General features: G+C 61.9%; 22 protein-coding genes. 12 read left to right on the forward strand and 10 right to left on the reverse strand.

The window, feature by feature from the left end:
• Window positions 1–57: 57 nt before the first annotated feature.
• The 9 genes from H567_RS0108255 (at window position 58) to H567_RS0108295 (ending at window position 13,302) form a co-directional block, all read left to right on the forward strand.
• Window positions 58–1,701: a phytoene desaturase family protein gene (locus H567_RS0108255; RefSeq protein ID WP_028321041.1), complete on the forward strand. Its 1,644-nt coding sequence runs from the start codon at window positions 58–60 to the stop codon at window positions 1,699–1,701.
• 281 nt (window positions 1,702–1,982) lie between these two features.
• Window positions 1,983–2,747, forward strand: a complete 765-nt coding sequence (locus H567_RS0108260) for an SDR family NAD(P)-dependent oxidoreductase (protein ID WP_035253776.1) — start codon at window positions 1,983–1,985, stop codon at window positions 2,745–2,747.
• Window positions 2,748–2,970: 223 nt separating this feature from the next.
• On the forward strand, window positions 2,971–4,119 hold the full coding sequence (locus H567_RS0108265) for a (Fe-S)-binding protein (protein ID WP_028321043.1): 1,149 nt from the start codon (window positions 2,971–2,973) through the stop codon (window positions 4,117–4,119).
• A gap of 44 nt (window positions 4,120–4,163) precedes the next feature.
• Window positions 4,164–7,268, forward strand: a complete 3,105-nt coding sequence (locus H567_RS0108270) for a CoB--CoM heterodisulfide reductase iron-sulfur subunit A family protein (RefSeq protein ID WP_051184626.1) — start codon at window positions 4,164–4,166, stop codon at window positions 7,266–7,268.
• A gap of 27 nt (window positions 7,269–7,295) precedes the next feature.
• Window positions 7,296–9,125, forward strand: coding sequence for an aldehyde ferredoxin oxidoreductase family protein (locus tag H567_RS23810; RefSeq protein WP_051184627.1), 1,830 nt, complete (start codon window positions 7,296–7,298; stop codon window positions 9,123–9,125).
• Entirely contained in the window at window positions 9,109–9,477 is a 369-nt protein-coding gene (locus H567_RS23815; protein WP_051184628.1) for a 4Fe-4S dicluster domain-containing protein, read from the forward strand. Before H567_RS23810 ends, H567_RS23815 begins: the two co-directional genes overlap by 17 nt.
• Before the next feature lie 217 nt (window positions 9,478–9,694).
• Entirely contained in the window at window positions 9,695–11,377 is a 1,683-nt protein-coding gene (locus H567_RS0108285; protein ID WP_028321045.1) for a PEP-utilizing enzyme, read from the forward strand.
• A gap of 176 nt (window positions 11,378–11,553) precedes the next feature.
• Window positions 11,554–12,582, forward strand: a complete 1,029-nt coding sequence (locus H567_RS0108290; RefSeq protein WP_028321046.1) for a PEP/pyruvate-binding domain-containing protein — start codon at window positions 11,554–11,556, stop codon at window positions 12,580–12,582.
• A 60-nt stretch (window positions 12,583–12,642) separates the two neighbouring features.
• Window positions 12,643–13,302 (forward strand): hypothetical protein, encoded by a 660-nt coding sequence (locus H567_RS0108295; RefSeq protein ID WP_028321047.1) that lies wholly within the window; start codon window positions 12,643–12,645, stop codon window positions 13,300–13,302.
• A gap of 50 nt (window positions 13,303–13,352) precedes the next feature.
• Here the strand turns inward: H567_RS0108295 and H567_RS27075 are convergent, their stop codons facing one another.
• The 4 genes from H567_RS27075 to H567_RS0108320 form a co-directional block, all read right to left on the reverse strand.
• Window positions 13,353–14,222 carry an ARMT1-like domain-containing protein gene (locus H567_RS27075; protein ID WP_051184629.1) on the reverse strand — a complete coding sequence of 290 codons (870 nt, stop codon included), beginning with the start codon at window positions 14,220–14,222 and terminating at the stop codon, window positions 13,353–13,355.
• Window positions 14,223–14,293: 71 nt separating this feature from the next.
• Entirely contained in the window at window positions 14,294–14,554 is a 261-nt protein-coding gene (locus H567_RS27080; protein WP_153306100.1) for a hypothetical protein, read from the reverse strand.
• An 11-nt stretch (window positions 14,555–14,565) separates the two neighbouring features.
• Entirely contained in the window at window positions 14,566–15,417 is an 852-nt protein-coding gene (locus H567_RS0108315) for a hypothetical protein (RefSeq protein WP_028321049.1), read from the reverse strand.
• Window positions 15,418–15,527: 110 nt separating this feature from the next.
• Window positions 15,528–16,439 (reverse strand): damage-control phosphatase ARMT1 family protein, encoded by a 912-nt coding sequence (locus tag H567_RS0108320; protein ID WP_028321050.1) that lies wholly within the window; start codon window positions 16,437–16,439, stop codon window positions 15,528–15,530.
• 602 nt (window positions 16,440–17,041) lie between these two features.
• On the opposite strand from H567_RS0108320, the gene thiS reads away from it, so the two are divergent.
• From thiS to uvrA, 3 genes are all read left to right on the forward strand, one after another.
• On the forward strand, window positions 17,042–17,248 hold the full coding sequence (thiS, locus tag H567_RS0108325) for a sulfur carrier protein ThiS (RefSeq protein ID WP_028321051.1): 207 nt from the start codon (window positions 17,042–17,044) through the stop codon (window positions 17,246–17,248).
• 64 nt (window positions 17,249–17,312) lie between these two features.
• Window positions 17,313–18,350, forward strand: a complete 1,038-nt coding sequence (pdxA, locus tag H567_RS0108330; protein ID WP_028321052.1) for a 4-hydroxythreonine-4-phosphate dehydrogenase PdxA — start codon at window positions 17,313–17,315, stop codon at window positions 18,348–18,350.
• Window positions 18,347–21,205 (forward strand): excinuclease ABC subunit UvrA, encoded by a 2,859-nt coding sequence (gene uvrA, locus H567_RS23825; RefSeq protein WP_051184630.1) that lies wholly within the window; start codon window positions 18,347–18,349, stop codon window positions 21,203–21,205. The genes pdxA and uvrA overlap by 4 nt, the downstream gene beginning before the upstream one ends.
• Here uvrA and H567_RS0108340 read toward each other — a convergent pair.
• The 6 genes from H567_RS0108340 to hemL form a co-directional block, all read right to left on the reverse strand.
• Complete coding sequence (locus tag H567_RS0108340; RefSeq protein WP_208598349.1) at window positions 21,159–21,803, reverse strand: redox-sensing transcriptional repressor Rex; 645 nt, start codon at window positions 21,801–21,803, stop codon at window positions 21,159–21,161. The genes uvrA and H567_RS0108340 overlap by 47 nt on opposite strands.
• A 192-nt stretch (window positions 21,804–21,995) precedes the next feature.
• Window positions 21,996–22,361, reverse strand: coding sequence for an ATP synthase F0 subunit C (gene atpE / locus H567_RS0108345; protein ID WP_028321054.1), 366 nt, complete (start codon window positions 22,359–22,361; stop codon window positions 21,996–21,998).
• 69 nt (window positions 22,362–22,430) lie between these two features.
• A complete protein-coding gene (gene atpB / locus H567_RS0108350; RefSeq protein ID WP_028321055.1) occupies window positions 22,431–23,117 on the reverse strand; it encodes a F0F1 ATP synthase subunit A in 687 nt (228 codons plus the stop codon).
• A gap of 3 nt (window positions 23,118–23,120) precedes the next feature.
• A complete protein-coding gene (locus H567_RS23830) occupies window positions 23,121–23,510 on the reverse strand; it encodes an ATP synthase subunit I (protein WP_051184631.1) in 390 nt (129 codons plus the stop codon).
• Window positions 23,510–23,728: an AtpZ/AtpI family protein gene (locus tag H567_RS0108360; RefSeq protein WP_028321056.1), complete on the reverse strand. Its 219-nt coding sequence runs from the start codon at window positions 23,726–23,728 to the stop codon at window positions 23,510–23,512. The genes H567_RS23830 and H567_RS0108360 overlap by 1 nt, the downstream gene beginning before the upstream one ends.
• An 87-nt stretch (window positions 23,729–23,815) precedes the next feature.
• Window positions 23,816–25,102, reverse strand: a complete 1,287-nt coding sequence (gene hemL / locus H567_RS0108365; RefSeq protein ID WP_028321057.1) for a glutamate-1-semialdehyde 2,1-aminomutase — start codon at window positions 25,100–25,102, stop codon at window positions 23,816–23,818.
• Window positions 25,103–25,107: the final 5 nt, after the last annotated feature.

Genomic DNA, 25,107 nt, shown 5'->3' on the forward strand with positions numbered 1-25,107 from the left:
CCGGGTGATAGCGGAAACGGTTTCAATCATCATCAATAGGAACAGGAGGTAGTTGAAATGGCGGATAAATCTTACGATGCAGTGGTTATTGGCGGTGGACATCACGGGACGACCATTGCCCCCTATCTGGCCAAGGCCGGTCTGAAGGTCGGGGTTTTCGAGCGGCTGGACCACCTCGGCGGCGGCGCGGTGTCGTTCGACGACTCCCCGGCGCCCGGGTTCCGCGGGAACTTCTGTGCGCATTTCACGCGCTACTACGGCCATCCCGCCTACAAGGAATTCAACCTCCGGGCGGAGGGGCTGGAGTACGTCTTTCCGGATACCAACGAGGCCATCATCTTCGATGACGGCACTTCCTATGTCAGCTACGCCGCGTTCCCGGTCGTGAACCCGGAAACCGGCGAGACGAAGTTCAGCGAAGAAAACTTCAAGAAGACCTATGAGCAGATCAAGCGGTTTTCCAAGGCGGACGCGGAGGCCTATCTGGATGTCACGGCGAAGTACCGGGATTACGTCCGTCCGGCCTTCCATCGGCAGCGCTACTCCGTGCCGACCCCCTGGGGAGTGCCGGACCCGGTGGAGGAGCTGATGTCCAACCCGAAGAGCGGGCTCGACCCCTCCATGCAGTTCATGACGGCGAAAGAGGTCGCCCACTACTTCTTCGAGAGCCCTGAGCTGCGGATCCTCACCCTGCGGGGCTTCCTGACCTCCTGCGGCATCTATCCGGACGACGTGCCGGGTCTGGCCTTCCTCTACGCCACGCTGCACCTCGTGCTCGGCTGGGAGACGGCGGCCATCGCCAAGGGCGGCACCCAGTCCATCACCGATGCGCTGGTTTCGGCCGGCAAGAAGATGGGGGTCGAGTACCACATCAATTCCGAGGTGGCCAAGGTCCTCATCGAGGATGGCAAGGCCAAGGGGATCAAGCTCTTGGACGGGACGGAGATCGAGGCCAAGCAGATGGTGGTCTCGGACAATGCCAGCCCGCAGCTCTTCCTGCGCCTCATCGGCGAGGACAAACTCAACACGTATCAGAAGCGCAAGGTCGACACCTACTTCTTCGACCGCGCCCAGCTGTTCTGGGGACCCGTGGGGGTGCACGAACTGCCGCAGTACAAGGCCGCGAAGGACAACCCGGATGTGAACATCACGCCGCGGACCTACTGGGCCCCGAAGGACCTCGGGTTTATGGAAGACAAGTACATGCACGAGATTTTCCTCCTGGGTATGCCGTCCAAGATCTTCTGCCTGACGGCGCCGGACAGCATCTGGGACCCGACGCGCGCGCCGGAGGGAAAGCACAGCATCCACGTGGAGGAGTTCACCGCCCCCGCCCGCCTCTTCTCGCGGAAGGAATGGCGCCAGCTCCACGACGAGTTCATGGATGCGATGATCGAACAATGGCAGAAATACGCCCCCAATATGACCAAGGACAACTTCATCGGGGAGCGCGTGGCTACGCCGATCGACATCCAGGACACGCACCTCGATATGCGTGAGGGCGGCTGGTGCGAAGGCAACCAGGGCGGCAGCCAGAGCGGGCGCTTCAGGGGTCTGCCGGGCGGTTACAAGACGTTCGTGAAGAACCTGTACATGTGCTCCTCGGGCGTTCCCGGGGGCGCAGGGATCGGGCGCGGTTCGAGTTACGCCTGCTACAACGTGATCGCGGATGAGCACGGGCTCCGCAAGCCGACTTACTGATCGGGTCGGTCTTCCCCCTCCGGCCTGTATTCAACCCGGCACGAAGGAGAAGAAACCCTCCCTTCGTGCCGGGGAAACAGGGACGGAATGAGGCATTTTCGGCATTCTTTGTCCGAAGGGGCCGGGTGAGGCGGGTCCGGTTGCGTGCCGGGGATCGATTCGATGCCGGCCAGGTCTTCGATTCGGGGATAGAAAAGCTTGCGTTTTCCAACTGGTTCGGCGGCAAGGCGAACGGCCTTCCCTGCCGGCATGCAACGGATGCAGCAATGAGGAGCGTGGCCATGCGTTTGAAGGACAGGGTGGCTGTGGTGACCGGCGGGGCCCGGGGGTTGGGAAGGGCGTTTGCGCTGCGGCTGGCGCAGGAAGGCGCGCGGATCATGGTCATGAATATTGTGCTGAGAGACAAGGACCGCGAGGATATGCAGGAGACCGTCCGGTTGATCGAAGAGCTGGGCGGCGAGGCCCGGTCCTTTGCGGGGGACGTGACGAGCGAGGCGGACACGAAGGCCATGGCGGAGGCCACGGTCGCGGCGTTCGGGCGGATCGACATCCTGATCAACAACGCCGCGATCTACGACGGACTGGTGCGCAAGCCCTTTGACGAGATCGACCTCGGCGAGTGGGACCGCGTGATGGGGGTCAACGTCAAGGGGGCCTTCCTGGCCGTCCGGGCGGTTTTCCCCGTCATGAAGGCGCAACAATCCGGGAAGATTGTCAATCTCTGCTCCGAAACGGCCTTTACGGGGTCCCACGGGTTTGTCCACTACGTCTCGTCGAAGGGTGGTATACTGGCATTGACCCGCGCTCTGGCGATCGAGCTCGGGCCGTACAATATCTGCATCAACGCCGTCGCCCCTGGATTCACGGATACGGAGGCCAGCCGTTCCCTGGCGGATGTGACCCGCTACGACACCACCAAGACGCCGCTCAAACGGTTGGGCACGCCCGAGGATATCACCGGGGCAGCCCTCTTCCTGGCTTCCGCGGAGAGTGATTTCATCACCGGCCAGACATTGGTCGTGGATGGGGGCCGCTATATGCACTGAGCCCGCAGCGCGACCCGATCGCGGTCCGTCGAGGCCGCGGGCGCCCGGTGCGGACCAACCGAAACGCGTCACTGAAGCCACTTTTTTCCCTCTATTTCTCTGAAACCAACAGCTGTTTGCGAATAACCATTCCGGGTGCAGGAGTCAGTCCCTTCCCGGAGTGCTTCGGCTGTTCGATGTCACAACGACGGATATACGCTTACATTCGCGACAGGAGTCCGGGATGGAGATCGTCGAACCTCTGGAAGAAGCCATCGATATGATCCAGGAGGCCGGGGGCGAGGCCTTCAAACTGTGTTTTCAATGCGGTTTGTGTTCGGCGAGCTGTCCCTGGAACCTGGTGCGGACCTTCCTGCCGCACCGGATGATCTGCGAATCGCGCTTTGGGCTGGTCGACCTCGAATACGAGGCGTGGTGGCGGTGCACGACTTGCAACCTGTGTGTGAGCCGTTGCCCGCGGGGTGTGGCGATCACCGATGTCCTCGGCGCGGTGCGGAAAATCCTGCTCGATTTCGAATACCGCATGGCGCCGGCCAGCCTCCGGAGCGCCATGGGGGGCCTCGGCGGCGAGGGGAATCCTTGGGGCGGGAAGCGCGAAGACCGGTCCAAGTGGGCGGAGGGCACCGGGGTCGAGATGTTCAAGGCGGAGCACGAGGCCGTGTATGCGCCCTGCTGCGCACCGGCCTACGACACCCGCCTGTGGGGGGTGGCCAGGGCGACGAGCCGGCTCCTGCAGCAGGCCGGGGTGTCGTTCGGCATCCTCGGGAACCGGGAGAGCTGCTGCGGCGAAAGCGTGCGCAAGGCCGGAAACCATGAGCTTTTCGAAACCCTTGCGGAGAAGAACATCGCGCTCTTCCACGAGTCGGGCGTGAAGACCATCATCGCGACATCGCCCCATTGCTTCACGACCTTCAAACAGGACTATCCCAAGCTTGGCGGGGAGGTGCAGGTCCTGCACGTGACCGAGGTCCTCGCACGGCTGATTTCGGAGGGCCGGATCCGCTTCGGAGGCGAGCTGCGTAAAAAGGCCGTTTACCATGACCCCTGCTACCTCGGGAGGCACAACGGGATCTACGATGCGCCGCGGGCGGTCCTTGCGGCCATCCCCGGACTCGAGTGGACGGATGAGCTGAACAGCCGCGAGAACAGCCTCTGCTGCGGGGGCGGCGGTGGACGAATCTGGATGGAGACCCCGAAAGGGGAGCGTTTTTCCGATATCCTGGTGGCCCAGGCGATCGAACAGGGGGCCGATGTCCTTGTGACGGCCTGCCCTTACTGCATCCTCAATTTCAAGGACAGCGTCGTGACGGGCGGGTTGGAAGACCGGCTCGAAGTCATGGATATCTCGGAGATCGTCGCCATGGCCCTGTAGATTGCAGGGAAAGGACGCCTCAATAGGCCAGTGGGGATAAACGAATGTCAGGACATGATCTGGGTCCCATAACACCGGCAACGGGCCGGGAGGCGATCGGCGCCGTCATGGTGGTCGGCGCCGGGGTGAGCGGCATACAGGCGGCGCTGGATTCCGCCAATGCGGGCTTCAGGGTCTACCTGGTGGAGAAAGGTCCCTCCATCGGGGGCAGGATGTCCCAGCTCGACAAGACCTTCCCGACCAACGACTGCTCCATGTGCATCCTGTCGCCGAAGTTTCTGGAATGCGCATCGAACCCGAACATCACCATCCTCACCGAAACGGAAGTGCAGGCGGTCGATGGGGAGGCGGGGAATTTCTCCGTGCATCTGCTGGCCGCCCCCCGGTTCGTGGATCTCGAAAAATGCACCGGCTGCGGGGTTTGCGCCGAGTATTGCCCTGTCAACATCCAGGATGAGTACAATGCCGGGTTGGCGACGGTCAAGTGCATCCACCTGCCTTTTCCGCAGGCCGTGCCGGCGGCGAGCGTGGTGGACCCGGCCCACTGCCTTTTTCTGAATCGCAGGGAATGCCAGATCTGCGTCCCCACATGCAGGAACCGGGCGATCGACTTCCACCAGCAGGCGCAGCGCCACACCATCCGCGTCGGCGGGATCATCCTCGCGCCGGGCTACGAACCCTTCGACCCGTCCGGGCAGAGCCTCTACGGTTATGACCGCTTCAGAAACGTGTTCACCGGCCTCGAGTACGAGCGCCTCTTGAGCGCCAGCGGGCCGAACGCGGGCGTTCTCAGGCGGCCGTCGGACGGCACCGCGCCGGCCCGGATCGCCTGGATCCAGTGCGTGGGCTCGCGGGACGTCTCGATCGGGAAAGGCTACTGCTCGTCGGTCTGCTGCATGTATGCCATGAAGCAGGTGATCCTTTCGAAGGAGCACATCCCCGGGCTCGAGGCGGTTGTCTTCCACAACGACGTGCGGGCGTTCGGCAAAGGCTTCGAACGCTACTACGAGCGGGCCAAAGGGCTCGACGGGGTTCGGTTCGAGTGGGCGAAGCCCGTGATCGTGGGCGAGGACCCCGAAACGCATGCCCTGACCCTGCGGTATCGAGTGGGCGGCGAGGCGGTGCGCGAAGAGAGCTTCGACATGGTGGTCCTCTCCGTCGGGCTCACCTCCCCGTCAAGCCACGCTGAACTGGCCGGCAGCTTCGGAATCCCGCTCAGCGAGGAGGGGTTCTGCCCTTCTTCGGCCTCCCTGCGCCCGATGGAGACCGGACGCCCCGGGGTCTATGCCTGCGGGGTCTTCTGCGGCCCGATGGACATCCCCGACTCGGTCACCATGGCGAGCGGCGCGGCGGCCTTGGCGACCCGTGATCTCAGCCGTGTCCGGGGGACGCTCGTCGAAGAGAAGAGCTATCCGCCGGAGCGGGATTCTCTGGGCGAGCCGCCCCGGGTGGGGGTCTTCGTCTGCCACTGCGGAACCAACATCATCAAGGGGGTGGATGTCCCGAAGGTGGTGGACTATGCCAGGGGGCTCGACGGGGTCGTGCACGCCCAGGAGGAGACCTTCAGCTGCTCCATCGATTCGATCAAGCGGATGGTCGAGGTGATCCAGAAGAAGTCCCTGAACCGGGTGGTGGTGGCGGCCTGCACCCCCCGGACCCATGAACCGGTTTTTCAGGACGCCCTCAAACAGGCGGGACTGAACCCGTTCCTTTTCGAGATGGCCAATATCCGGGAGCACTGCGCCTGGGTTCACATGGGAGAAAAAGGGCCGGCGACGCAGAAGGCGCGGGACCTGGTTCGGATGGCGGTCATGAAGGCCAGGCTCCTCTCGCCCCTGACGCAGCCGACCTATCCCGTTCTGCGCTCCGCGCTGGTGATCGGGGCCGGGATCGCGGGGATGTCCGCGGCGCTTTCGCTCGCCGATCAGGGTGTCAAGGTCCATCTGGTCGAGAAGGGGCCGGCGCTCGGGGGGATGGCGCGAAGGCTCCGCCGCACGTTGGAGGGCGAGGACGTCCAGGCGGCCCTGAAGACGCTGACGGAGCGGGTCTACCGGCACCTGCTGATCCAGGTGCACAAGGAGGCCGAGATCCGGCATTTTTCCGGGTATGTCGGCAATTTCCTAACCACCATCGAGACCGGGAAACGGCGGACGCCGGTGGATATCCCGCACGGCGCGACAGTGGTGGCGACCGGCGGCAAAGAGTTCCGCCCCGATGAATATTTCTACGGCCGGAACGACCGGGTCCTGACCCACCTCGAACTCGAGGGGGAGATTGCGGACGGAACCGCGCGGATCAAGGACTGCCGGTCTCTGGTGATGATCCAGTGCGTGGGATCGCGGGATGCCGAGCACCCCTATTGCAGCCGGGTCTGCTGCGGTCAGGCCGTGAAAAACGCCCTCGGCCTGAAGGCCTTGAATCCGGCCATGAAGATCACCGTCCTGTATCGGGACATGCGGACCTACGGTTTGATGGAAAACGCCTATCGCGAGGCGGCGGACAAAGGGGTGGTGTTCATCCGCTACCATGAGGCGGACAAGCCCGTGGTGACGGCCGGAGAAGGCGGCGGGCCCCTGGAGGTGCTGGTGACCGAGCCGACGCTCGGGCGCAGGCTCAGGCTTCAGGCGGATCTCGTCTCGCTTGCCGCTGCGACCATTCCCGCAGAGGACAACCACCGTCTCTCGCAGCAGCTGAAGGTGCCGCTGAATGCGGACGGATTCTTCATGGAGGCCCACATGAAGCTTCGGCCGGTGGATTTCCCGACGGACGGGATCTTCATGTGCGGACTGGCCCACGGCCCCAAACGGCTCGGGGAGAGCATCGCCCAGGGGCACGCCGCGGCCGCGCGGGTGATGACCCTGCTCTCGCGGGAGGAGATGCGCGGCGAGGGGGCCGTCTGCCGGGTGGATGCGACGAAGTGCACGGGTTGCCGGGTGTGTGAAACCGTCTGCCCGTTCCATGCCGTGGCGGTCGACGAAGGCAGCGGGGTTGCCGCGGTGAACCCGGCGCTTTGCAAGGGGTGCGGACTTTGCGCCGCCTCCTGCCGGAGCGGCGCCCTGCAGGTCATGGGAAACAACGAGGAGCAGGTCTTCTCGCAGCTCGAAGCGTTTTTAGTGCAGCCCGACGGACAGCGCCGAGTGGCGGTCTGAGGCCGCGGGTCTTTGAAAGGAGCCGCGATGTTTGGATGGAAAGGCAGGATTCTGCGGATCGATCTCACGACGGGAAACCGCTCGATCGAAGACCTCTCCCCGGAGTTGTGCCGGGAGTTCGTCGGGGGGCGCGGAGCGGGCCTCAAGATTCTGATGGACGAGATGGACCCACGGATCGACCCTCTGGGGCCGGAGAACAAGCTCATCTTCGCGACGGGTCCCCTGACCGGCACCGGCGTCCCGGCGGGAGGGCGGTTCGTGGTGGTGAGCAAGTCGCCCCTCAGCGGATTCATCGCCAACCCCTGCTGCGGCGGTTATTTCGGACCGAACCTGAAATATGCCGGGTACGATTTCCTGATCCTCGAAGGAAAGGCCTCCTCACCGGTCTATCTTTATATTCGGGATGAACAGGTGGAGCTGCGGCCGGCGGAGCAATTGTGGGGCCTGTGGTCGACCGCTACGGAGCACGCCCTGCGACAGGAGTTGAGTGCGGAACTTGACGACTGGCAGTTGAACGACCTGAGCATCGTCTGCATCGGGCCCGGAGGGGAGAATCTGGTGCGCTTTGCCTGCATCATGGCCGATGGCGGCCGCGCGGCAGGCCGCTCGGGCCTGGGGGCCGTCATGGGCTCGAAGAACTTGAAGGCGATTGTGGCGGGCGGCACCGGCTCGGTCGAAGTGGCGGACGTCGAGGGGTACCGGCAGGCGGTCATGGGATTCCTCGACGAGGGCCGGGAGAACCGCGTCCTCTACGCCCGGCGGATGTACGGCACCTGGTCGCTGCCGGGCCGCGCCAACAAGAGCGGCACCCAGGCGACCCGGAACTTCCAGGAGGGCTACTCGAAGGCCTTCGAGTGGTACGAGGACCCGAACCACGTGCGGGACCATATCCGGGTGCGGGACGAGGCCTGCTTCGGCTGCCCCTTCGCCTGCAGCAAGCGCAGCCGCATCGACGACCCGGCCTACCCGGGCACCACCAAGGGGCCGGAGCACGAGAGCATGGCGCTGCTCGGGTCCAACTGCGGCTTCGGGGACCTCGACGACATCTGCCGGGCCAACTACATCTGCAACGAGCTCGGGATGGACACGATCACCGCCGGGGCTACGATCTCCTGCGCGATGGAATTGTATGAATCGGGGTTTCTGCCGGAGGAGGACCTCGGGTTTCCGATGGGCTTCGGGAATACGGAGGCGATGTTCGCGCTGCTCCATCAGACAGCCGTCCGCGAGGCCTTCGGAGCGGTCCTTGCCGAGGGCGGGAAGTTCCTGGCCGAGCGCTACGGCCACCCGGAGCTCTTCATGGGCGTCAAGGGGATGGGGATGCCCGCCTGGCACCCACAGGGCGTTGAGATCATCGGGCTCCAGTACGCCACCAACAACGTCGGGGGCAGCCACACGAAGGCCACGCTGCCTTTCTACGACGGGCGCCGGGACCCGGCCGAACATCTGAAATGGGCGAAATACGACCAGGATTACATCGCCTTGGTGGATTCGGCCATCCTGTGCTGGATCATCTACCACGGCCCCTTGTGGGGGGAAAAGCTCCAGGTCTGGTTGAAGACGGTGACCGGGATCGACTATGCGAACGAGGAGTTGGCGTTGATGGGGGAGAGGATCTGGAACATGGAGCGCCTCTTCAACCTCAAGGCGGGGCTCACCAAAAAGGACGACGCGCTCCCGAAGAGAATCACCGATGAGCCGCGGGTGAAGGGGCAAGTGGTGCACATGGATCGGATGCTGCCGGAGTACTACGCCCTTCGGGGGTGGGATGAGGATGGGGTCCCCACGCCCGCGAAGCTGAGGGAGTTGGGGTTGTCCGAGGAAGACGGGGGCAAGGACGATGCGAATCAAGATTGATTATGCCAAGTGCACCGGCTGCAAGCTTTGCCAGGTGGCCTGCTCGCTCCAGCACACGGGTTCGGTCAATCCGCAGCGGTCGCGGATCCGGGTGTTCTTGGGGGAGGATGTCTGCCTGCCGGTGATTGCGGGCCCGTACACGGAGGCGGCGTGCAACTCCCGGGGCAAGGTGGTGATCAATGGTCTGGAGGTGGACGGGTGCGTGGTCTGCCGGGCCTCGTGTCCGGTCAAGTCCGCCTTCAGAGAACCGGATACGGGCATCCCGCTCAAATGCGATTTCTGCGGGGACCCGCCGGATCCCCAGTGTGTGAAATGGTGCGATCCGGGGGCATTGACCCTCGTCGATGCGTAGGCGAAGACACAACGGGAAAGGAGGTGCAGAGGAAAAAGGCTGCGGTATCCCCTTGCTTTCAACCTGTGAGAGGTGCATCCCACCGCATTTGGGAGGTTGTTCGCGCGAGATCTTCGGGAAGCATGGGCGCCGGCGGTCGCCGGAAGATCAGGTATCAGAGGAGGATTTGCAGAAGCCGGTTTTTACTTCCACAACCACGCTTTAAAGGGGGAGAAACATGAAGGTCTACGATGTGGTTCCAGGTCTGGAATTCGATCCGGAAAGAGACTTTGAGCTGTCGCCTGCCTGGTTTTTGGACGGCACGCACTCGGTGCCGCCATGGACGCCCATGTTTGGTTGGTTCTGGGTGAGCTTCTGCCGTCACGGCATGCAATGGGGAGCGGAGAAGCTCAGCCTGCCGACGGTCAAAGGATGGGACTGGCGCTTCATGAACGGAGGCGGTTATCTGACCCTTCTGCTGGTCAAGAGCGAGGAGGAAAAACAGCGCCGTGAAAAAAAATTTCGTGAAGCGATTCTTCCATTTATTAAAGATTACGATGGTTTGTGGAATGGCTTCGTCCAAGAGATCCTGGGGCGTTACGAGGCCTTGAAGCAACTGGATCTGGACACCGCCGAGAACATCGATCTGCTCGCCAATTTCGAGGAGACGATCTGCACCTGCCGCCGGATGTGGGAGATCCACATGTACATGATGTACGGGACCTACACGGCCTACATCCTTTTCGAAAACATGTGCCGGGAACTGGCCGGTATCGACGACACGAACCCGACGTTCCATCAGCTCGTCTCCGGCTTCGACAACAAGGTGTTCCAGGTGGACAAGCGCCTGTGGGAGTTTTCGCAGCGTGCCCGCGAGGATGGCCTCGAAAAGGTGTTTCTGGAAGGCGAGGTGGACGGGATCAAGGCCAGACTGGAGACCGTCGATCAAGGTCGTTCTTTCATGAAGGACTTCAGCGCCTTTATGAACGAGGATGGCTGGCGGATGCAGCGGATGAGCGAGATCAATCTCCCGACGTGGGTGGAGGACCCGACCCCGGCCCTGGTGAACGTGAAGCAGTTCCTGCAGAAGGGCGGCGATTTCAACCTCGAGGCGGAGCGCGCCAAGATCACCGAGGCGCGTCTGGAGGCCGAGAAGGCTGTCCTCGAAAAGGTGCCGCGCGAAATGAGGGGCTGGTTCGAGCAACTGATGCGCCTTGCCCAGAAGAGCGGGGTCTTCAGCGAGGAGCACGACCATTATCTCGACCTGTACACCCACGCCATGATCCGGCGGATCGTCCTCGGCATGGGCAAACGCTGGAAGCAGGAGGGGGCCATCGACGATCCCGAGGACATGTTCTATCTCCAGCCGGACGAGGTGCGGCGGGCGGGGATCAACCCGGATCAGTTCGACATGCGCTACATCGTCGAGCGTAGACGCGCGGAGTGGGAGGAGTGGTGCAAGCACCCGAATCCGCCGGCCCTTTTGAAGGAAGGCTTCGACCTCGACCAGGCCATGGGTGTGCTCGTCAAGAGCAACGATCCCATCGCCAGCAAGGTCGTTGTGGGTTCCATGCCGCAGGTGCGCCCCGAACTGAAGGCGGATCTCTATGGCACCTGCGGTTCTCCGGGGGTGGCCGAAGGCCCCGCACGGGTGATCATGAACGAGGATGAGCTGAGTCTGATCCAGGAGGGGGACATCCTGGTTGCAGCCAGCACGTCGCCCAGCTGGACCCCTATCTTCAGCATGATCAAGGGGGTCATCGTGGATCGGGGCGCCAGCCTGTCGCATGCGGCCATCGTCGGCCGGGAGTACGGCATCCCCGTGGTGATGAACGTGTTCGAGGGCACCACCAAGATCCGCTCCGGTCAGAAGGTCAAAGTGGATGCCAATATGGGGACCGTCTATATCCTGGACAAGTAATCGGCCGGGGTCCGCGACGGACCGGCTCGTTTTCACCTGACCTTCCAGGGTGAGGAGAGGCGTGATGGGCACGCCCACCCTGCGGGTTTTGGTTTCGGACCAAAGGCGTAGGGTTGTCCTGCGGGGCCGGCAACGGTCCTGCGGGACCAACCCGCTGCCTCAGGGGAGGATTCAAAATGGCGCAAAAATGGATTTACAGGCTCGATGAACTCCGCAGTGAGCACAATGATCTGGTTGGAAAGAAGTGTGCTAATCTGGGGGAGATGGTGCACATGGGTATGCGCGTTCCACCTGGATTCGCCATCTCCGTAGACGGCTACGAACGGTTCATGAGCGAGACCGGCGCTGGCGATGAGATTCGGAAGTATGTGGAAGAGGCGGGAGAAAGCCTGCGCAAGGTGGAAAAACAGGTCGAGGCCGGCCGTGTGATCCGCAACATCATTGAATCGAAGGACATGCCCGAGGCGATGAAAGCGGAGCTTTACGGCTTTTACGACGAACTGTGCGAGACGGTCGGCAAGCCCGATGTGGCGGTCGCAACGCGGTCGAGCGGTGCGGTGAGCATGCCCGGGCAGATGGAGACCTATCTGAACGTGAAGGGAAAGCGGGAAGTGGTCCGGAAGGTGATCCGGGTGTGGAGCAGTGCCTTTACGACGCGGGCCATCGCCTTCCGGCTCGAAAAGGGCATGGACATGGCCAAGGCCCCCATCGGAGTTGCGGTCCTCAAGATGGTCAGTGCCCGGTGCGCCGGGGTCACGCTGACGGTTCAGCCCACGACAGGGGATTTGAGCAAGGTGGTGGTCGAGGGCAACTGGGGACTTGGCGAGAGTGTCGTGTCCGGTGAGATCACTCCGGACAGCTTCGTGATCGACAAGGAGACCAAAGAGGTTGTTTCGTCCACGATCAGCCAGAAGCTGCGCATGGTCGTGTTTCGCAAAGACGGGATTGCGATGGTCAGCGTTCCGAAGGAGCTGCAGGGAAAGCCCTGTCTCGAGGAAAAGGAACTGCAGGAGATCGTGCGGATCGCCCTCAAGGTGGAGTCGTACTTCGACATGCCCCAGGACATGGAGTGGGTCATAGACGATGATATGTCCTTCCCTGAAAATCTGTTCTGGGTTCAAACCCGACCGGCCAAGTTCTCGAAGAAGAAGGAGGACGATTCCGAGTACCTGGCCGAGTTGATGACGCGGATCTTCAAGATGTGACCGTCATAACGCCCCCTTCTTCAACAGGAACCCGGTGTTCCTGATTCAGGGAGAACGCTCATGACCATTTTGTTCAGCCAGTACTGGGACGTCAACCCAGGCGAATACGATGACTACTCCCGGTTTATTTCTGAGGAGTTCAATCCGGCGCTCGAAAAGCTGGGGATCAAACTAGTAGGCGGGTTCTACGTGGCCGTCGGTGGAGGGCCGAGGATCGTGGCGGTGGCCACCGTGAAAAACGACATGGGCCTGCTCGCCGCCCTTGCGTCCAGAGAATACCGCCAGGTAGCCACGAAGCTGATGCAGCATGTCTACAACTACGGAAGCAAGCTGTGGATCCCCACGGGCATGTTCAGGGATCAGGCCTACAGCATCCAGACCGGAGCCTGGAAATTCAACCAGTATTACGATATCGTTCCGGGCAAGGAGACGGAGCACAACCGGTTCGTGGTCGAAGAGGCCATCCCTGCGATGAAGGAGATGGGGGTGCCCGTGACCCACGGGTGGCGCCTTTCCGTCGGAGTCGGCCCCCGTATCCTGGCGGAGTGTACCGCCCGCAGCCTGGCGGACATCGCCAAGGCGATCGACACCTCCGAGTATCGCAAGCTCTCGCGGACCATGAAAAAACTGTACACGACGAATTTCAGCAGCCGCATCCTGGCCCCGACCGGCCGATTGGAGGTGCCCTACCTGATCATGAGCATGATGAAGAATTTTTAAGCCCCGTTGCAGGCATGGAAGCTGCGTCCGGTGAGGAGATCTTTGCCCGGTCAGGGTTCGGACAGGGCGACGACGAAACGGCCCTGGGGTACGCCGAGCTTCTGCGACAAAGGGCCGCACTTGATCTTCAGCATGTAGATCACGGGTTTCCCCATGCCTTCTTCGTAGGTGGCTTCGATGTTGAAAGTGCCTTTGGCGAGGATCAGATCGCACTCGGTGATGGCGCGCTCGAGTTCGGGCGTGCTTCTGCCGGGGACCAGAAGCGTCTTGACGCTCAGCATGCGCTCGCTCAGATTCTCGAGGCCGAAAAAGTGGGCATCGGCGCGGGTGGCATCCTCGAAAAACGGCGCTTCCTTGAGGACGAGCGTCACGGCGGCGCCCATGGCCTCGAGCTGCTCGATCAGCAACGAGTCGAAGCCGACCTCGCCCGCGTTGTCGAAGAGATAGAGAACCCGTTGCCGATCGCGGGCCGCCTCGTACACGTCCCCCATGAGGACGGGAGATTCGGTTTGACCCGCCATCAGGGCCTCGGTTTCGGTGAATGTCAACCCGCCGCTCGGGGCGGCAAGCGGTGAGACATTGCCGGTGGCCGCGAGGAAACAGGCCCGCTCGAAGCGCTCCTTCGGGGTCATCCCCTCGGCGATGAAGCGTCTGGCGGCCGGCAGCAGGGCCTTGACCGCCTCGTTGCTCTCCTTCTTGATCTTATCGTAAATGCCGGCGGCGGCGACCACCTGAGGCGTCACGGCATCGAGCGTCTCTCTGGCGGCAAAACCCAAGTTCTCCCTGGCATCGAAGGTTTGGTGAAAGACACCGAGGAGGGTCTGGATCAATTCGAGCCTCCCGGGTTCGTCCAAAGAGGACGCCGTCCTCCCGAAGATCCATTCGAGGGTGCAAAGGGCGCAGTCGGCAAGGGGCTTCATGACGTTCGATCCTTTCCAGCGGGCTTCAGCAGAGAGTTCCAACGGCTGCTTGTCGCCTGCCTAGGTGTGTTCTATTTCTCCGGAATCCGCTTGAAACGGCTCTCCTTGATCTCCTCCGCCTCCAGATAGGCCTCCAGAGGGATCCGGTCATGTTCCGCGATCGCGCGGATCTCGATGACCTCATGAACCGTGAGGCCCAGGCGGGATGCGATTTCCTGGTCGGTCAGTCCGCGGTTCTGCTCTCCGGGGACGAACCGTTGGACGCGGTTGGTCCACTCCCAGACCTGCCGGCCGTAGCGCTGATACAATTCCGGTGAAACGGGTCGTGGCATGGGACTTTCTCCTATTGCGGCGGGGTGTGCGGATGAAGTCTTCTCGGGATCAGGGGGCACCGTTTCAGGCAGTTGAAGCACTGGGCCGACAGTTCGGTCGAATAGGCGATGCCCCGGACCGCCCTCGTAAAGTGACTGCCGAAGAGGATGGTCTTGCGGCGGTCCTTGTCCTCTTCGTTGACGACCTCGAGCAGGAGCTTCTGAAAAACATCCCGCGCGGCGGTCTGCGCCCGGGGGTAGCAGCCCTCCTGGCGGTATTCCATCCAGCTGATCAGGCCATCCTTCAACTCACCGGACAGGCAGTCCGGGCAGGCAGACAGACAGGGCGTCGTTTGCTTCTTTTCCCACAGCCGGACGCAGGACGGATGGGGACACACAGGCTTCTCCAGGGGGCCGTCGCCCGGTAGCGGCATCGTGGTGATGACGCCGTTGAAGTAGAGCAGACCGTAGACGGGGTTGAGGATGATCCCGGCCGCCATGCTGCGCGTGCCGAGGCCGGCCATCTCCGCGCAGAGCTTCAGACTCAGGTACGGGTAGTGCCCGTTCCGCTCCCCGGTGGGAATCGGTATGGTGTAATGACCATACTGCGCTTCGATGAAATAGGCGAGCTTGCGGGCTGCGCTGCCCGTTTCGCCCCGGCTGTACCCGATGCTTCCGAGGACACGGTTGGTTCCTGATCGCCACGCGCCGGCCGTGGGTTGGCCTCCGCCGAGCAGCACCACGCTCCTGGCGCCCTTCAGGAGGTCATCCGGGCGGTGCCCCGCCGGGGCGTACTGGTTGATGGCCTCGACCGAGGCGATGCCGACCGCCTGGGCGCCGAGCGACAAGGCCTTTTCCTTGATGGTTGCAACTGCTTCCGTCATGGGGCCTCCTGTGCTTCCGTCCAAGAACGGCTTTTCCCGACAGAGCGGGTTCCTGGTTCCCCGCTTGTTGAAGAGGGGGTGTCGTCCCGGGATCGGAAGGCATCCATGTGCTAAATGTCGATTGAAGAGGGATGTTTCCTGCCCGTGAAGGTTTCGAGAACGGGTTGAAACAGCGGAACACCGAATTCTTCGTAGTAGGGATAACATTTCGACACGAGGAGATAAGCGATCTTGCGGGTGACGTCCTCCCGTTCCTCGCTGAGGGAGTCGTAGTTTCCTCCGCCTTTCGAAAGGATCAGATCGGCCTCCTCGACAAGGCTGTTCACCTCGGCTGAACACCGCTCCAACCGCGTGCCGGGAAACGGCCCGTCCATGCCGTTCGGGATGACGGGCACGAGCGCGTCGATGCCCACGGCCCGCGCCTCCTCGAGGGTGGTGTCGTTCAGGGTGGGGCGCTGCCTGACCACGACGGTGATGTCTGCTTCGAACCGCTCCTTGAGGATGCCGATGAGCACTCTATCAAAGACGATCTCTCCGGCGTTGTCGGCGAAGTAGACCACTCGCTTCGCCCTTGAGAGCCCCTCTTCGAGGCGGCCGAACCGTTCCGGCGGGATGGGGGCCTGAAGCTTTTCACGGATGAGGTGTTTGATGTCCGGCGGGTTCTCTCCGACCATGAAATCGATGTTGTTGCCCAGGATGGCGAGTTTGACGGCCGTGAGAAGCGGGTTGGGATCTTCGCGAACAAGCGTTTCGAGGTAAGGGAGCACGTCAATGATCATCTGGTTCTGGGTTCGTTTGATTGCATGGAATGGATCCTCTTCCTGCCGGGCCTGCAGGATGATGTCCATCACCTGTTCGATGATTTCCGGACTGGTATAGTTCCACCGGCCGCCCTGTAAGGAGGGCAGGGCCGCGATGCGGCCGTACAACACTCTGCTTTCGTCTTTGTCGAACTGCAAGGCACGCATAACATAGACAGCCATTTTCAAGATGCAGGGGATACAGTCGGGCTGAATCAGCATGGTGTGGTTTCCTCTGTGACGCGCAAGGGCTGAGAGGTGGAAGAAATAGTGGAAATATGATGCTGATTGTAGAGGTTGAAGGGGGATGCTGTCAATGTCTGATCCGGAGGAAATGCGGAAATGATATGGTTTTTAGGCGGACCTTCCGAAGCACGAAGATGGCTGGACAGATTTTTAAGAGGGAAATGAACGGCGCGAGGCCGGGAAAGGCTTGTCAGCCATCCTGATGACAAAAATCGCATCCGGGCCCGCTGGAAATCCGCCCCGGCAGGATCACAATCAGGTGTTTGAAACGATGCAGTAATCATGTAATATATACCGTGAAGACGTGAAACGGGTGGGGCATTCCTTTCTTCCCTCCCCGGGGCTCCGGAAAGAATGGTCGCTTCCGAAGGAAGACGCTTCCGAGCAGACCGGTCCCAGTGGGCCGCCGAGATGAAGGTCAACGGGGTTGTCGGAGGAGGGCAATCCCGGCTGTTTTGGAGATTGCGCGGCCGCCTTGGGATAAAGGCCCCGGTTGTTTCGCAGATGCGTGGACTCCGGTGCTTCGGCCTTGCTCCCTGGAGGCCGCCGATGCCCCGAATGATCGAGGAGAGAGGGTCATGGCGTTGAATATCACGGTGGATGGGACGGCTAGAACACTACCCGGCGTGCTCACCATCCGCGAATTGATCGAACAGTGCAACAAAAAGGACCCCCATCTGATCGTCGAGCGCAACGGGGCGTTCGTCTATCCTCAGGATTATGCCCATGTCAGGGTTGAAGACGGCGACCGGATCGAACTCATCATCCCCGATTTCGGCGGGTGAATCCTTCTGCGGCCGTGCGCCCGAATCCCGTTCCTTGAAAAATCCGTGCGGAGCGCATAACGACATGGCAAAGACGCCTTTTTTACCTCTGATCGGCATCACGATGGGCGATCCGGCGGGCGTGGGGCCGGAGGTTATCGCCCGGGCCCTCGCGGATCCTGATGTTTACCGTGGGTGCCGACCTTTTGTTCTGGGGGATGCCGAGGTGATGCGGGAGGCCCTTCCGCCGGGGATGGCGGTTCGGACCATCGAAGATCCGGCCGAAGCCGGGGGCCTTGCCGGGCGGGTCGACCTGTTGCCGCTTTCCCATCTCCCGCCGTCCTCACGCGTTCCGGGAAGGCCCACGGTGGAGGGCGGGCGCGCCATGGTGGGGTATATTCTCGAAGCGGTCGAACTCGCCCGGAAGGGGCGGATCGACGCCATGGTGACAGCCCCCATCAACAAGGCCCTGATGAACGCGGCGGGTTTTCACTACGAGGGCCACACCCCGTTGATCGCCGAGCGGACAGGGGCACGGGACTATGTCATGATGCTGGCCGGGGAGCGGCTGCGGGTGACGCTGGTGACGATCCACTGCGCCTTGAAAGAGGTGCCCGGCCTGTTGGATGCATCCGCCATCCGCCGCACCATCTCCGTGACGCATCAGGCCCTGAGGCGGGATTTCGGGATCGAGCGGCCCCGGATCGCTGTGGCGGCCCTGAACCCGCATGCCGGCGAGGAGGGCCTTTTCGGCGATGAGGAGGCACGGGTGATCGGCCCCGCCGTGCAGGCCGCCCGGGCCGAAGGGATGGAGGTCGCGGGGCCGCTGCCTGCGGACACCCTCTTTTTCCACGCGGCGGCCGGCCGCTACGACGTTGTGGTCTGCATGTATCATGATCAAGGGCTGATTCCCCTGAAACTCCTCCATTTTGCCGACGGTGTGAATGTAACGCTGGGGCTGCCCATCGTGCGGACGTCCGTGGACCATGGTACGGCCTATGACATCGCGGGAAAAGGCCTTGCCGATCCTTCCAGCTTGATGGCCGCGCTTCGCATGGCGGCATCCATGGTCAGGCATCGGGCCGCCGCGGGTGAAGCGGCCGCGATCGACAGAGATCCATGACCCACAGCTGCATCAAGATCAGGGGCGCCCGCCAGCACAACCTCAAGAACATCTCTTTGGATATCCCGAGAGATCAGTTGGTTGTCATCACGGGCCTTTCGGGCTCGGGGAAGTCCTCCCTCGCCTTCGACACCATCTTCGCCGAAGGCCAGCGCCGCTATGTGGAGTCCCTTTCGGCCTATGCGCGGCAGTTCCTCGAGCAGATGGACAAGCCGGACGTGGACGCCATCGAGGGCCTTTCACCCGCCATCTCGATCGAGCAGCGTTCTTCGAGCCGAAATCCGCGCTCGACGGTCGGGACCGTCACGGAGATCTATGATTACCTGAGGCTCCTCTACGCCCGCATCGGCCTGCCTTTTTGTCCGGCCTGCAATCTGCCCATCCGCTCCGAGACCGCCGAAGAGATCATCGACCGGGTCATGGCCCTTGGCGAAGGGGCGCGGATCCAGATTATGGCCCCTCTCGCTCCCGGGCCCAAAGGGGCTTACCGGCAGGTCTTTCAGCGGCTTCGCAAGGAGGGGTTTACGCGCGTGCAGGTCGATGGGAGGACCCGCATGCTCGATGAAGAGATCAATCTCGACAAGACAGGGGACCATGAGGTCCTGGTGGTGGTGGACCGGCTGGTCATTCGCGACGGCATCCGTCAGCGTTTGAGCGATTCCATGGAACTGACGCTTTCCATGGGAGAGGGCAAGGCGGTGGCGGCGGTTCAGGAAGGCGAGGTGTTTTCCTTCAGCCAGGCGGCGGCCTGTCCGCGATGCGGCTACCGTGTGCCGGAGCTCTCGCCGCAGGCCTTCTCCTTCAACAATCCGCAAGGGGCCTGCGAGGCCTGCAATGGATTGGGGACCCGGAGGCACTTCGACCCCGTGCTGATCGTGCCGGACCCCGGCCTTTCGCTGCGGGAAGGGGCCATCGCCCCCTGGGCCGGCCGGGATTCGGTCTATTTCCAGCAGATGCTCGATTCCCTCTGCGACCATTACCAGGTCAGCGTCTACACGCCTTTCGGCGAACTCCCGTCCGAGATCCAGGAGGCCTTTCTCTATGGCTCCGGGGACGAAGAGATCGCTTTCTTTTTTGAACGGGAGGGGCGCCGGCATGACTACACCCGGCCGTTCGAAGGCGTGATCCCGAATCTGGAGCGGCGCTACCGCGAGACCGGCTCCTACCAAGTGAGGGAGGAGATCGAGAAGTACATGAGTGTACGCCCCTGCCACGTCTGCCGCGGCGGGCGACTCAAACCGCCTGTCCTGGCGGTTCGGGTCGGTGGGAAGGCCATTCACGAGGTCACGGCGCTTTCAATCGCCGCCGCCGAACGGTTTTTTGACCGGTTGGAGCTGGGCCCGAGGGAGGCGGCCATCGCCTCCCGGGTGACCCGGGAGATTCAGGCGCGGCTTACCTTCATGAAAAGCGTCGGGCTGGGCTACCTGACCCTCGACCGCCCCTCGGCGACGCTTTCAGGGGGGGAGGATCAGCGGATCCGGCTGGCCACCCAGATCGGGTCGGGGCTTGCCGGGGTCCTGTACGTGCTGGATGAACCGAGCATCGGCCTTCATCAGCGGGATAATCTGCGCCTGCTCGAGAACCTGAAGCGGCTGCGGGATCTCGGGAACAGCGTGCTGGTGGTGGAGCACGACGCCGAGACCATCCTGGCGGCCGATCATGTCGTCGACATGGGGCCGGGGGCCGGCAGCAACGGGGGGGAGGTGATCTTCGAAGGCCCGCCTTCGGCGCTGATCGAGGACGGCCGCTCCTTGACGGGGGCCTATCTTTCCGGCCGCCGGTGCATTCCCGTGCCCGCTGCGCGCCGCAAGGGAACAGGCCGGAGCATCGTGATCGAAGGGGCGCGGCAAAACAACCTCAAGGATATCACGGTCCGGATACCCCTCGGGACGTTCACGTGCATCACCGGGGTCTCCGGGTCCGGGAAGAGCAGCCTTTTGAACGGGATCCTGTACCCGGCCCTCGCCCGGGATCTCTATCGGGCGAGCGGCCCGGTGGGGGCGGTCAAGGCCGTGAGCGGGACCCGCCACATCGACAAGGTCATCCATATCGATCAGAGTCCGATCGGCCGGACCCCGCGATCCAACCCGGCGACCTATACCGGCGTGTTCACGGACATTCGGGATCTGTTCGCCCAGCTGCCCGAAGCGCGGATGCGCGGCTACAAACCGGGCCGCTTCAGCTTCAACGTCCGCGGCGGCCGCTGTGAGACCTGCCAGGGGGATGGCATCATCAAGATCGAGATGCACTTCCTTCCGGATGTATACGTGACCTGCGAGGCCTGCAAGGGTCTTCGGTACAACCGGGATACGCTGGAGATCCGCTACAAGGGGTTGAACATCGCCGAGGTCCTCGATATGACCGTCAACCAGGCCTATGGGTTCTTCGAGAATATCCCGGCGATCCGGAAGACCGTCCAGACCCTTCTGGATGTCGGGCTCGGGTATGTCAAGCTGGGGCAGTCCGCCACGACGCTTTCCGGCGGCGAGGCGCAGCGGATCAAGCTTTCGCGGGAACTGAGCCGGCGCAGCACCGGCCGGACGCTTTACATCCTGGATGAACCGACGACGGGGCTGCACTTCGCGGACATTCAGAAGCTTCTGGAGGTCCTGAATTATCTGGTGGCTCAAAAAAACACGGTGGTGGTGATCGAGCACAATCTCGACGTGATCAAGACCGCAGACTACATCATCGATCTCGGGCCGGAGGGCGGCGAAGAAGGGGGAGGCTATCTGGTGGCGTCCGGTACGCCGGAGGAATTGTCCAGGGTGCCCCAATCCCACACCGGAAGGTTTCTTGCGAAGGTGCTCAAGGCTTGTTCTTGCTCAGATGATAGGCCAGATTCTCCAGCTTGACCGTTATGTCCACGTTTTCGATCAGACAGCACTCCGGGATCCGGAGCCTTACCGGCGTGAAGTTCAGCAGGGCCCTGACCCCCGCCTTCATGAGGAGATCCGCCGACCGTTTGGCTTCCTCGGGGCGGGTGGTGATGACGCCGATCTCGATGCCAAGCTCCCGGACGAGCTTTTTAATGCTGCGCATCGGCTCGACAACGAGGCCGCAGGGCAGGACCTTGCCGACCCTCCGTTGGTCAGGATCGAAGGCCGCAACGAAGTGATAGCCGCGCCGGCGAAAATTTTCGTTTTCGACCAGGGCGGTGCCCAGATAGCTCATTCCCACAATGCAGAGCTTCCAGACACGGTCTGTGGCAAGGATCTTCTTGATGGCTTTCAGGAGGTCTTTGACATCGTAGCCGACCCCGCGGATGCCGAACTCGCCGAAGTAGGCGAGGTCCTTGCGGACCTGCGCCGAATTGACGCCGCACAGTGCCGCCAGCCTTTCGGAGGAGATCACCTGCGAAGCACCGTCGCCGAGCCCCTCGAGAGGGCGCGAGTACAGAGCGAGTCGCTCGATGGTCGGTTGAGGAATTTTGGACTCTTTGATCATCGGCATCCGAAAACGTCCTGGAGGCAGCCCGAGAAAGGAGCCCGGGGGCGTCATCGTGCAGTCGACCTCAGGTGGTCTTCCCGACCATGGCGTTGAGGACCGTGGAGCAGCGAGGTCAACCGTGATTTTGTGAAATATTGCACATGTCTGCGAAAAAAAAGAGGGCCTTGTGCAGGCCCCCTTTTTTCAAGAGGACCCTTACGCGCCTATAGACTTCAGCATGACTTCGATATCTGGAATCTTGAAGACCAGGATGAAGCAGATGACCAGCGCATAGATACACAGCGACTCGATCAGGGCGAGACCGATGATCATGGTGGTCATGATCTTACCGCCCGCTTCCGGGTTCCGAGCCGTACCCTGCAGCGCACCGTTGATGGCGTTACCCATACCGATGCCGGTTCCCAGGGCGGCGACGCCGATGCCGAAACCGCAAGCGACGGCGATCCCGAAGAATACCCAGAACGCTGCCGCCTGTGCCTGGCCGTCAGCGGCCATGGCCATCGATGTCATACCCAGAACCATAAGAGCTGTGAGAACCCCAACGACTGTTTTTTTGGACATACGAACCAACCCTCCTTTCCACAAATGATGTTTGAACGCGGCCTTCTTCCCAAAAAGCCTTCCACTACGCTAGTGGGCGTGTTCCATGGCACCCACGAAATACATGATGGACAAGAGCATGAACACCAGGGCCTGAATGAAACTGACGAGGATGCCCAGGAAAAGGATCGGCAGCGGCGCCAGATAGAGCCCGGCCAGGCCGAACAGGATGCCGAGCACCATTTCCTTCCCGAAGATGTTCCCGAAAAGCCGTACACTCAGGGACATGATCCGGGCGAAGTGACCGATGATTTCGATCGGCAGCATCAACGGGGTGAGCCACCAGACCGACCCGGTGAAATGCTTGATATATTTGATGCCGTGAAAGCGGATGCCGATGATGTGCGTGTAGACGAAGGTGCACAGGGCCAGGGCCAGCGTGGTATTGAGGTTCGCCGTCGGTGAGAAGAACCCGGGAACGAGGCCGAGCAGATTCGAGACCAGGATGAAGAGGAAGACGGTGGCGATGAACGGGAAAAAGAAACGCCCTTCGGGCCCGCTGATCTCCACCATGAAACTCTCCAGCCCGTCCACGACGACCTCGAAGAAATTCTGGCCCTTTTTCGGCAGCAGCTGAACGCCCCTGGCAAAAAGCAGGGCGCTCAGGATGAGCAGCAGCATGACGAGCCACATATGCGTAACGTGCGTAAAATCCGCAGGATGGTGAAAACCGAAGGATTCAAGCAGTGAATCGATGAAAAAGATCGGATGCTCCATAATCTAGACAACCTCCCCAGAAGATGTTTTCCAGACGAGACGCAAGGCCAGTTGGATGATGCTGATGACGACGATCGACAGCCCTACGGCCAGCCCGACAGGGCTCACCAGGTCCCGCGTGATCAGGACGTACATCAGAAAACCGATGGCCAGAAGGCGCAGATAAAATTTGACAATGATGGACCTGCGGCTGACCTGCAGGGTGCCTTCCGATGAAAATCCGCACCGGATCGTGTGCTGCAGGACGTTGAAATTGGCGATGATCAGCAGACCGCCGATCAGGACGCCCAACGTGAAATGAGGGCTCATGAGGAAAAAACTGGCCCCCCCGAGCAGCATCAGAATGAGCCAGTTCTGGATTCTCAAGGTTTTAAAAAGGCTGTCCCACTCCATCAAAGGTCCTTGGCTTTCTTGTAAAGGATCTGCAGATTTCTGAAAGCCGCTGCAATTCCGAATCCGAGAAAGATGTAGAAGAACCACGGTTCGGTGTCGAACTTCTTGTCGATATAGTTCCCGATCAAGGCGCCGAGGCCGATCGAAAGGGCCATGGCAAGGCCTACGGTGCTGATGTAACCCAAGGCCTTGACCGTTCTTTTCAGGTCTTCATCCATGATACTTGCGGCCCCTCCTGCCGGGTGCGCCGACGGCTTCGAGACCGCTAGGTCTTTAGCACACGTTTTCAAAGGAAGTCAATCTTTTTAGTGCAGTTTATCGAAGGCCGCGGCGGCACAGGCGATGGTTTTTTCCAGGCTTCCCGGATCGTGGGCGAGCGAGACGAAGGCCGCTTCGAAAGGCGAAGGCGCCAGGTAAATGCCGCAGTCGAGCATGCGCCGGTAATAGGCCACGAATCGGTCTTTGTTGCATTGGAGGGCCGTCTCGAAACTCGTTACCGGGCTGCCGGTGAAAAACAGGCTTCCCAACGAACCCACGCGGTTGACAACGACGTCTATCCCCGCGGCTTTGGCCGCCTGGGCAAGCCCTTGGAACAGTTTGGCGCCGGCTGCTTCCAGCCTTTCGTAGACGCCCGCCTCCCCCAGCAGTTCGAGGGTCGCCAGGCCTGCGGCCATAGCCAGCGGATTGCCGGACAGGGTTCCGGCCTGATAGACGCTTCCTTCCGGTGCAATGCCGCACATGATCTCTTTACGGCCGCCGTAAGCCCCGACCGGCAGCCCGCCGCCGATGATCTTCCCGAGGCAGGTCAGATCCGGCAGAACGCCGTAAAGCTCCTGCGCGCCGCCCGGAGCCACCCGGAAGCCGCTGATGACCTCGTCGAAGATGAGCAGGCTTCCGTACGTCTCGGTGATCGTGCGCAGACCTTGGAGGTATCCGTCGTGCGGGAGAACGACCCCCATGTTCCCGGGGACCGGTTCGACGATCACCGCGGCGATCTCGGGCCCGTATTTCAAAAAGGTCGCTTCGACGGCGTCCAGATCATTGAAGGGGAGCGAAAGGGTATGCCGGGCGATGTCGGCTGGCACCCCCGGGCTGCCGGGGATCCCCAAAGTGGCCACTCCGGAACCCGCCTCCACCAGCAGGCTGTCGGCATGGCCGTGGTAACACCCGTTGAACTTGACCAGCTTGTCCCGGCCCGTGTGGGCCCTGGCCAGGCGGATGGCGCTCATCGTCGCCTCGGTGCCGGAGTTGACCATGCGCACCATTTCGATCGATGGAATCCGGTCGACAATGGCGCCGGCCATCGCGACCTCTAGCGGCGTGGGTGCGCCGTAGCTGGTCCCGCGCTGCAAGGCCTTTTCGATGGCTTCGACGACCTTCGGATGCCGGTGCCCGAGGATCATGGGGCCCCACGACCCGACGTAGTCGATGTACTCGCGTCCTTCGACGTCCCAGACGCGGCATCCTTCCGCGCGCTCGATGAACAGGGGGGCCGCCAGTCCGACGGCCTTGCAGGCCCGGACCGGGCTGTTGACGCCGCCCGGGATATAGGTTTGCGCTTGCCGGAACCATTCGGTCGAGTTTCGCTCCATGCTGC

Source organism: Desulfatiglans anilini DSM 4660, from assembly GCF_000422285.1.
Taxonomy (GTDB): domain Bacteria; phylum Desulfobacterota; class DSM-4660; order Desulfatiglandales; family Desulfatiglandaceae; genus Desulfatiglans; species Desulfatiglans anilini.

Coding starts and splice junctions, on each gene's coding strand:
- H567_RS0108340 (WP_208598349.1), bottom strand. CDS start 21,803: ATGCCGATGATCAAAGAGTCCAAAATTCCTCAACCGACCATCGAGCGA.
- H567_RS27080 (WP_153306100.1), bottom strand. CDS start 14,554: ATGCCACGACCCGTTTCACCGGAATTGTATCAGCGCTACGGCCGGCAG.
- H567_RS0108285 (WP_028321045.1), top strand. CDS start 9,695: ATGAAGGTCTACGATGTGGTTCCAGGTCTGGAATTCGATCCGGAAAGA.
- atpE (WP_028321054.1), bottom strand. CDS start 22,361: ATGTCCAAAAAAACAGTCGTTGGGGTTCTCACAGCTCTTATGGTTCTG.
- thiS (WP_028321051.1), top strand. CDS start 17,042: ATGGCGTTGAATATCACGGTGGATGGGACGGCTAGAACACTACCCGGC.
- H567_RS0108270 (WP_051184626.1), top strand. CDS start 4,164: ATGTCAGGACATGATCTGGGTCCCATAACACCGGCAACGGGCCGGGAG.
- H567_RS0108315 (WP_028321049.1), bottom strand. CDS start 15,417: ATGACGGAAGCAGTTGCAACCATCAAGGAAAAGGCCTTGTCGCTCGGC.
- uvrA (WP_051184630.1), top strand. CDS start 18,347: ATGACCCACAGCTGCATCAAGATCAGGGGCGCCCGCCAGCACAACCTC.
- H567_RS0108265 (WP_028321043.1), top strand. CDS start 2,971: ATGGAGATCGTCGAACCTCTGGAAGAAGCCATCGATATGATCCAGGAG.
- H567_RS0108320 (WP_028321050.1), bottom strand. CDS start 16,439: ATGCTGATTCAGCCCGACTGTATCCCCTGCATCTTGAAAATGGCTGTC.
- hemL (WP_028321057.1), bottom strand. CDS start 25,102: ATGGAGCGAAACTCGACCGAATGGTTCCGGCAAGCGCAAACCTATATC.
- H567_RS23815 (WP_051184628.1), top strand. CDS start 9,109: ATGCGAATCAAGATTGATTATGCCAAGTGCACCGGCTGCAAGCTTTGC.
- H567_RS23830 (WP_051184631.1), bottom strand. CDS start 23,510: ATGGAGTGGGACAGCCTTTTTAAAACCTTGAGAATCCAGAACTGGCTC.
- pdxA (WP_028321052.1), top strand. CDS start 17,313: ATGGCAAAGACGCCTTTTTTACCTCTGATCGGCATCACGATGGGCGAT.
- H567_RS0108260 (WP_035253776.1), top strand. CDS start 1,983: ATGCGTTTGAAGGACAGGGTGGCTGTGGTGACCGGCGGGGCCCGGGGG.
- atpB (WP_028321055.1), bottom strand. CDS start 23,117: ATGGAGCATCCGATCTTTTTCATCGATTCACTGCTTGAATCCTTCGGT.
- H567_RS0108360 (WP_028321056.1), bottom strand. CDS start 23,728: ATGGATGAAGACCTGAAAAGAACGGTCAAGGCCTTGGGTTACATCAGC.
- H567_RS27075 (WP_051184629.1), bottom strand. CDS start 14,222: ATGAAGCCCCTTGCCGACTGCGCCCTTTGCACCCTCGAATGGATCTTC.
- H567_RS23810 (WP_051184627.1), top strand. CDS start 7,296: ATGTTTGGATGGAAAGGCAGGATTCTGCGGATCGATCTCACGACGGGA.
- H567_RS0108290 (WP_028321046.1), top strand. CDS start 11,554: ATGGCGCAAAAATGGATTTACAGGCTCGATGAACTCCGCAGTGAGCAC.
- H567_RS0108255 (WP_028321041.1), top strand. CDS start 58: ATGGCGGATAAATCTTACGATGCAGTGGTTATTGGCGGTGGACATCAC.
- H567_RS0108295 (WP_028321047.1), top strand. CDS start 12,643: ATGACCATTTTGTTCAGCCAGTACTGGGACGTCAACCCAGGCGAATAC.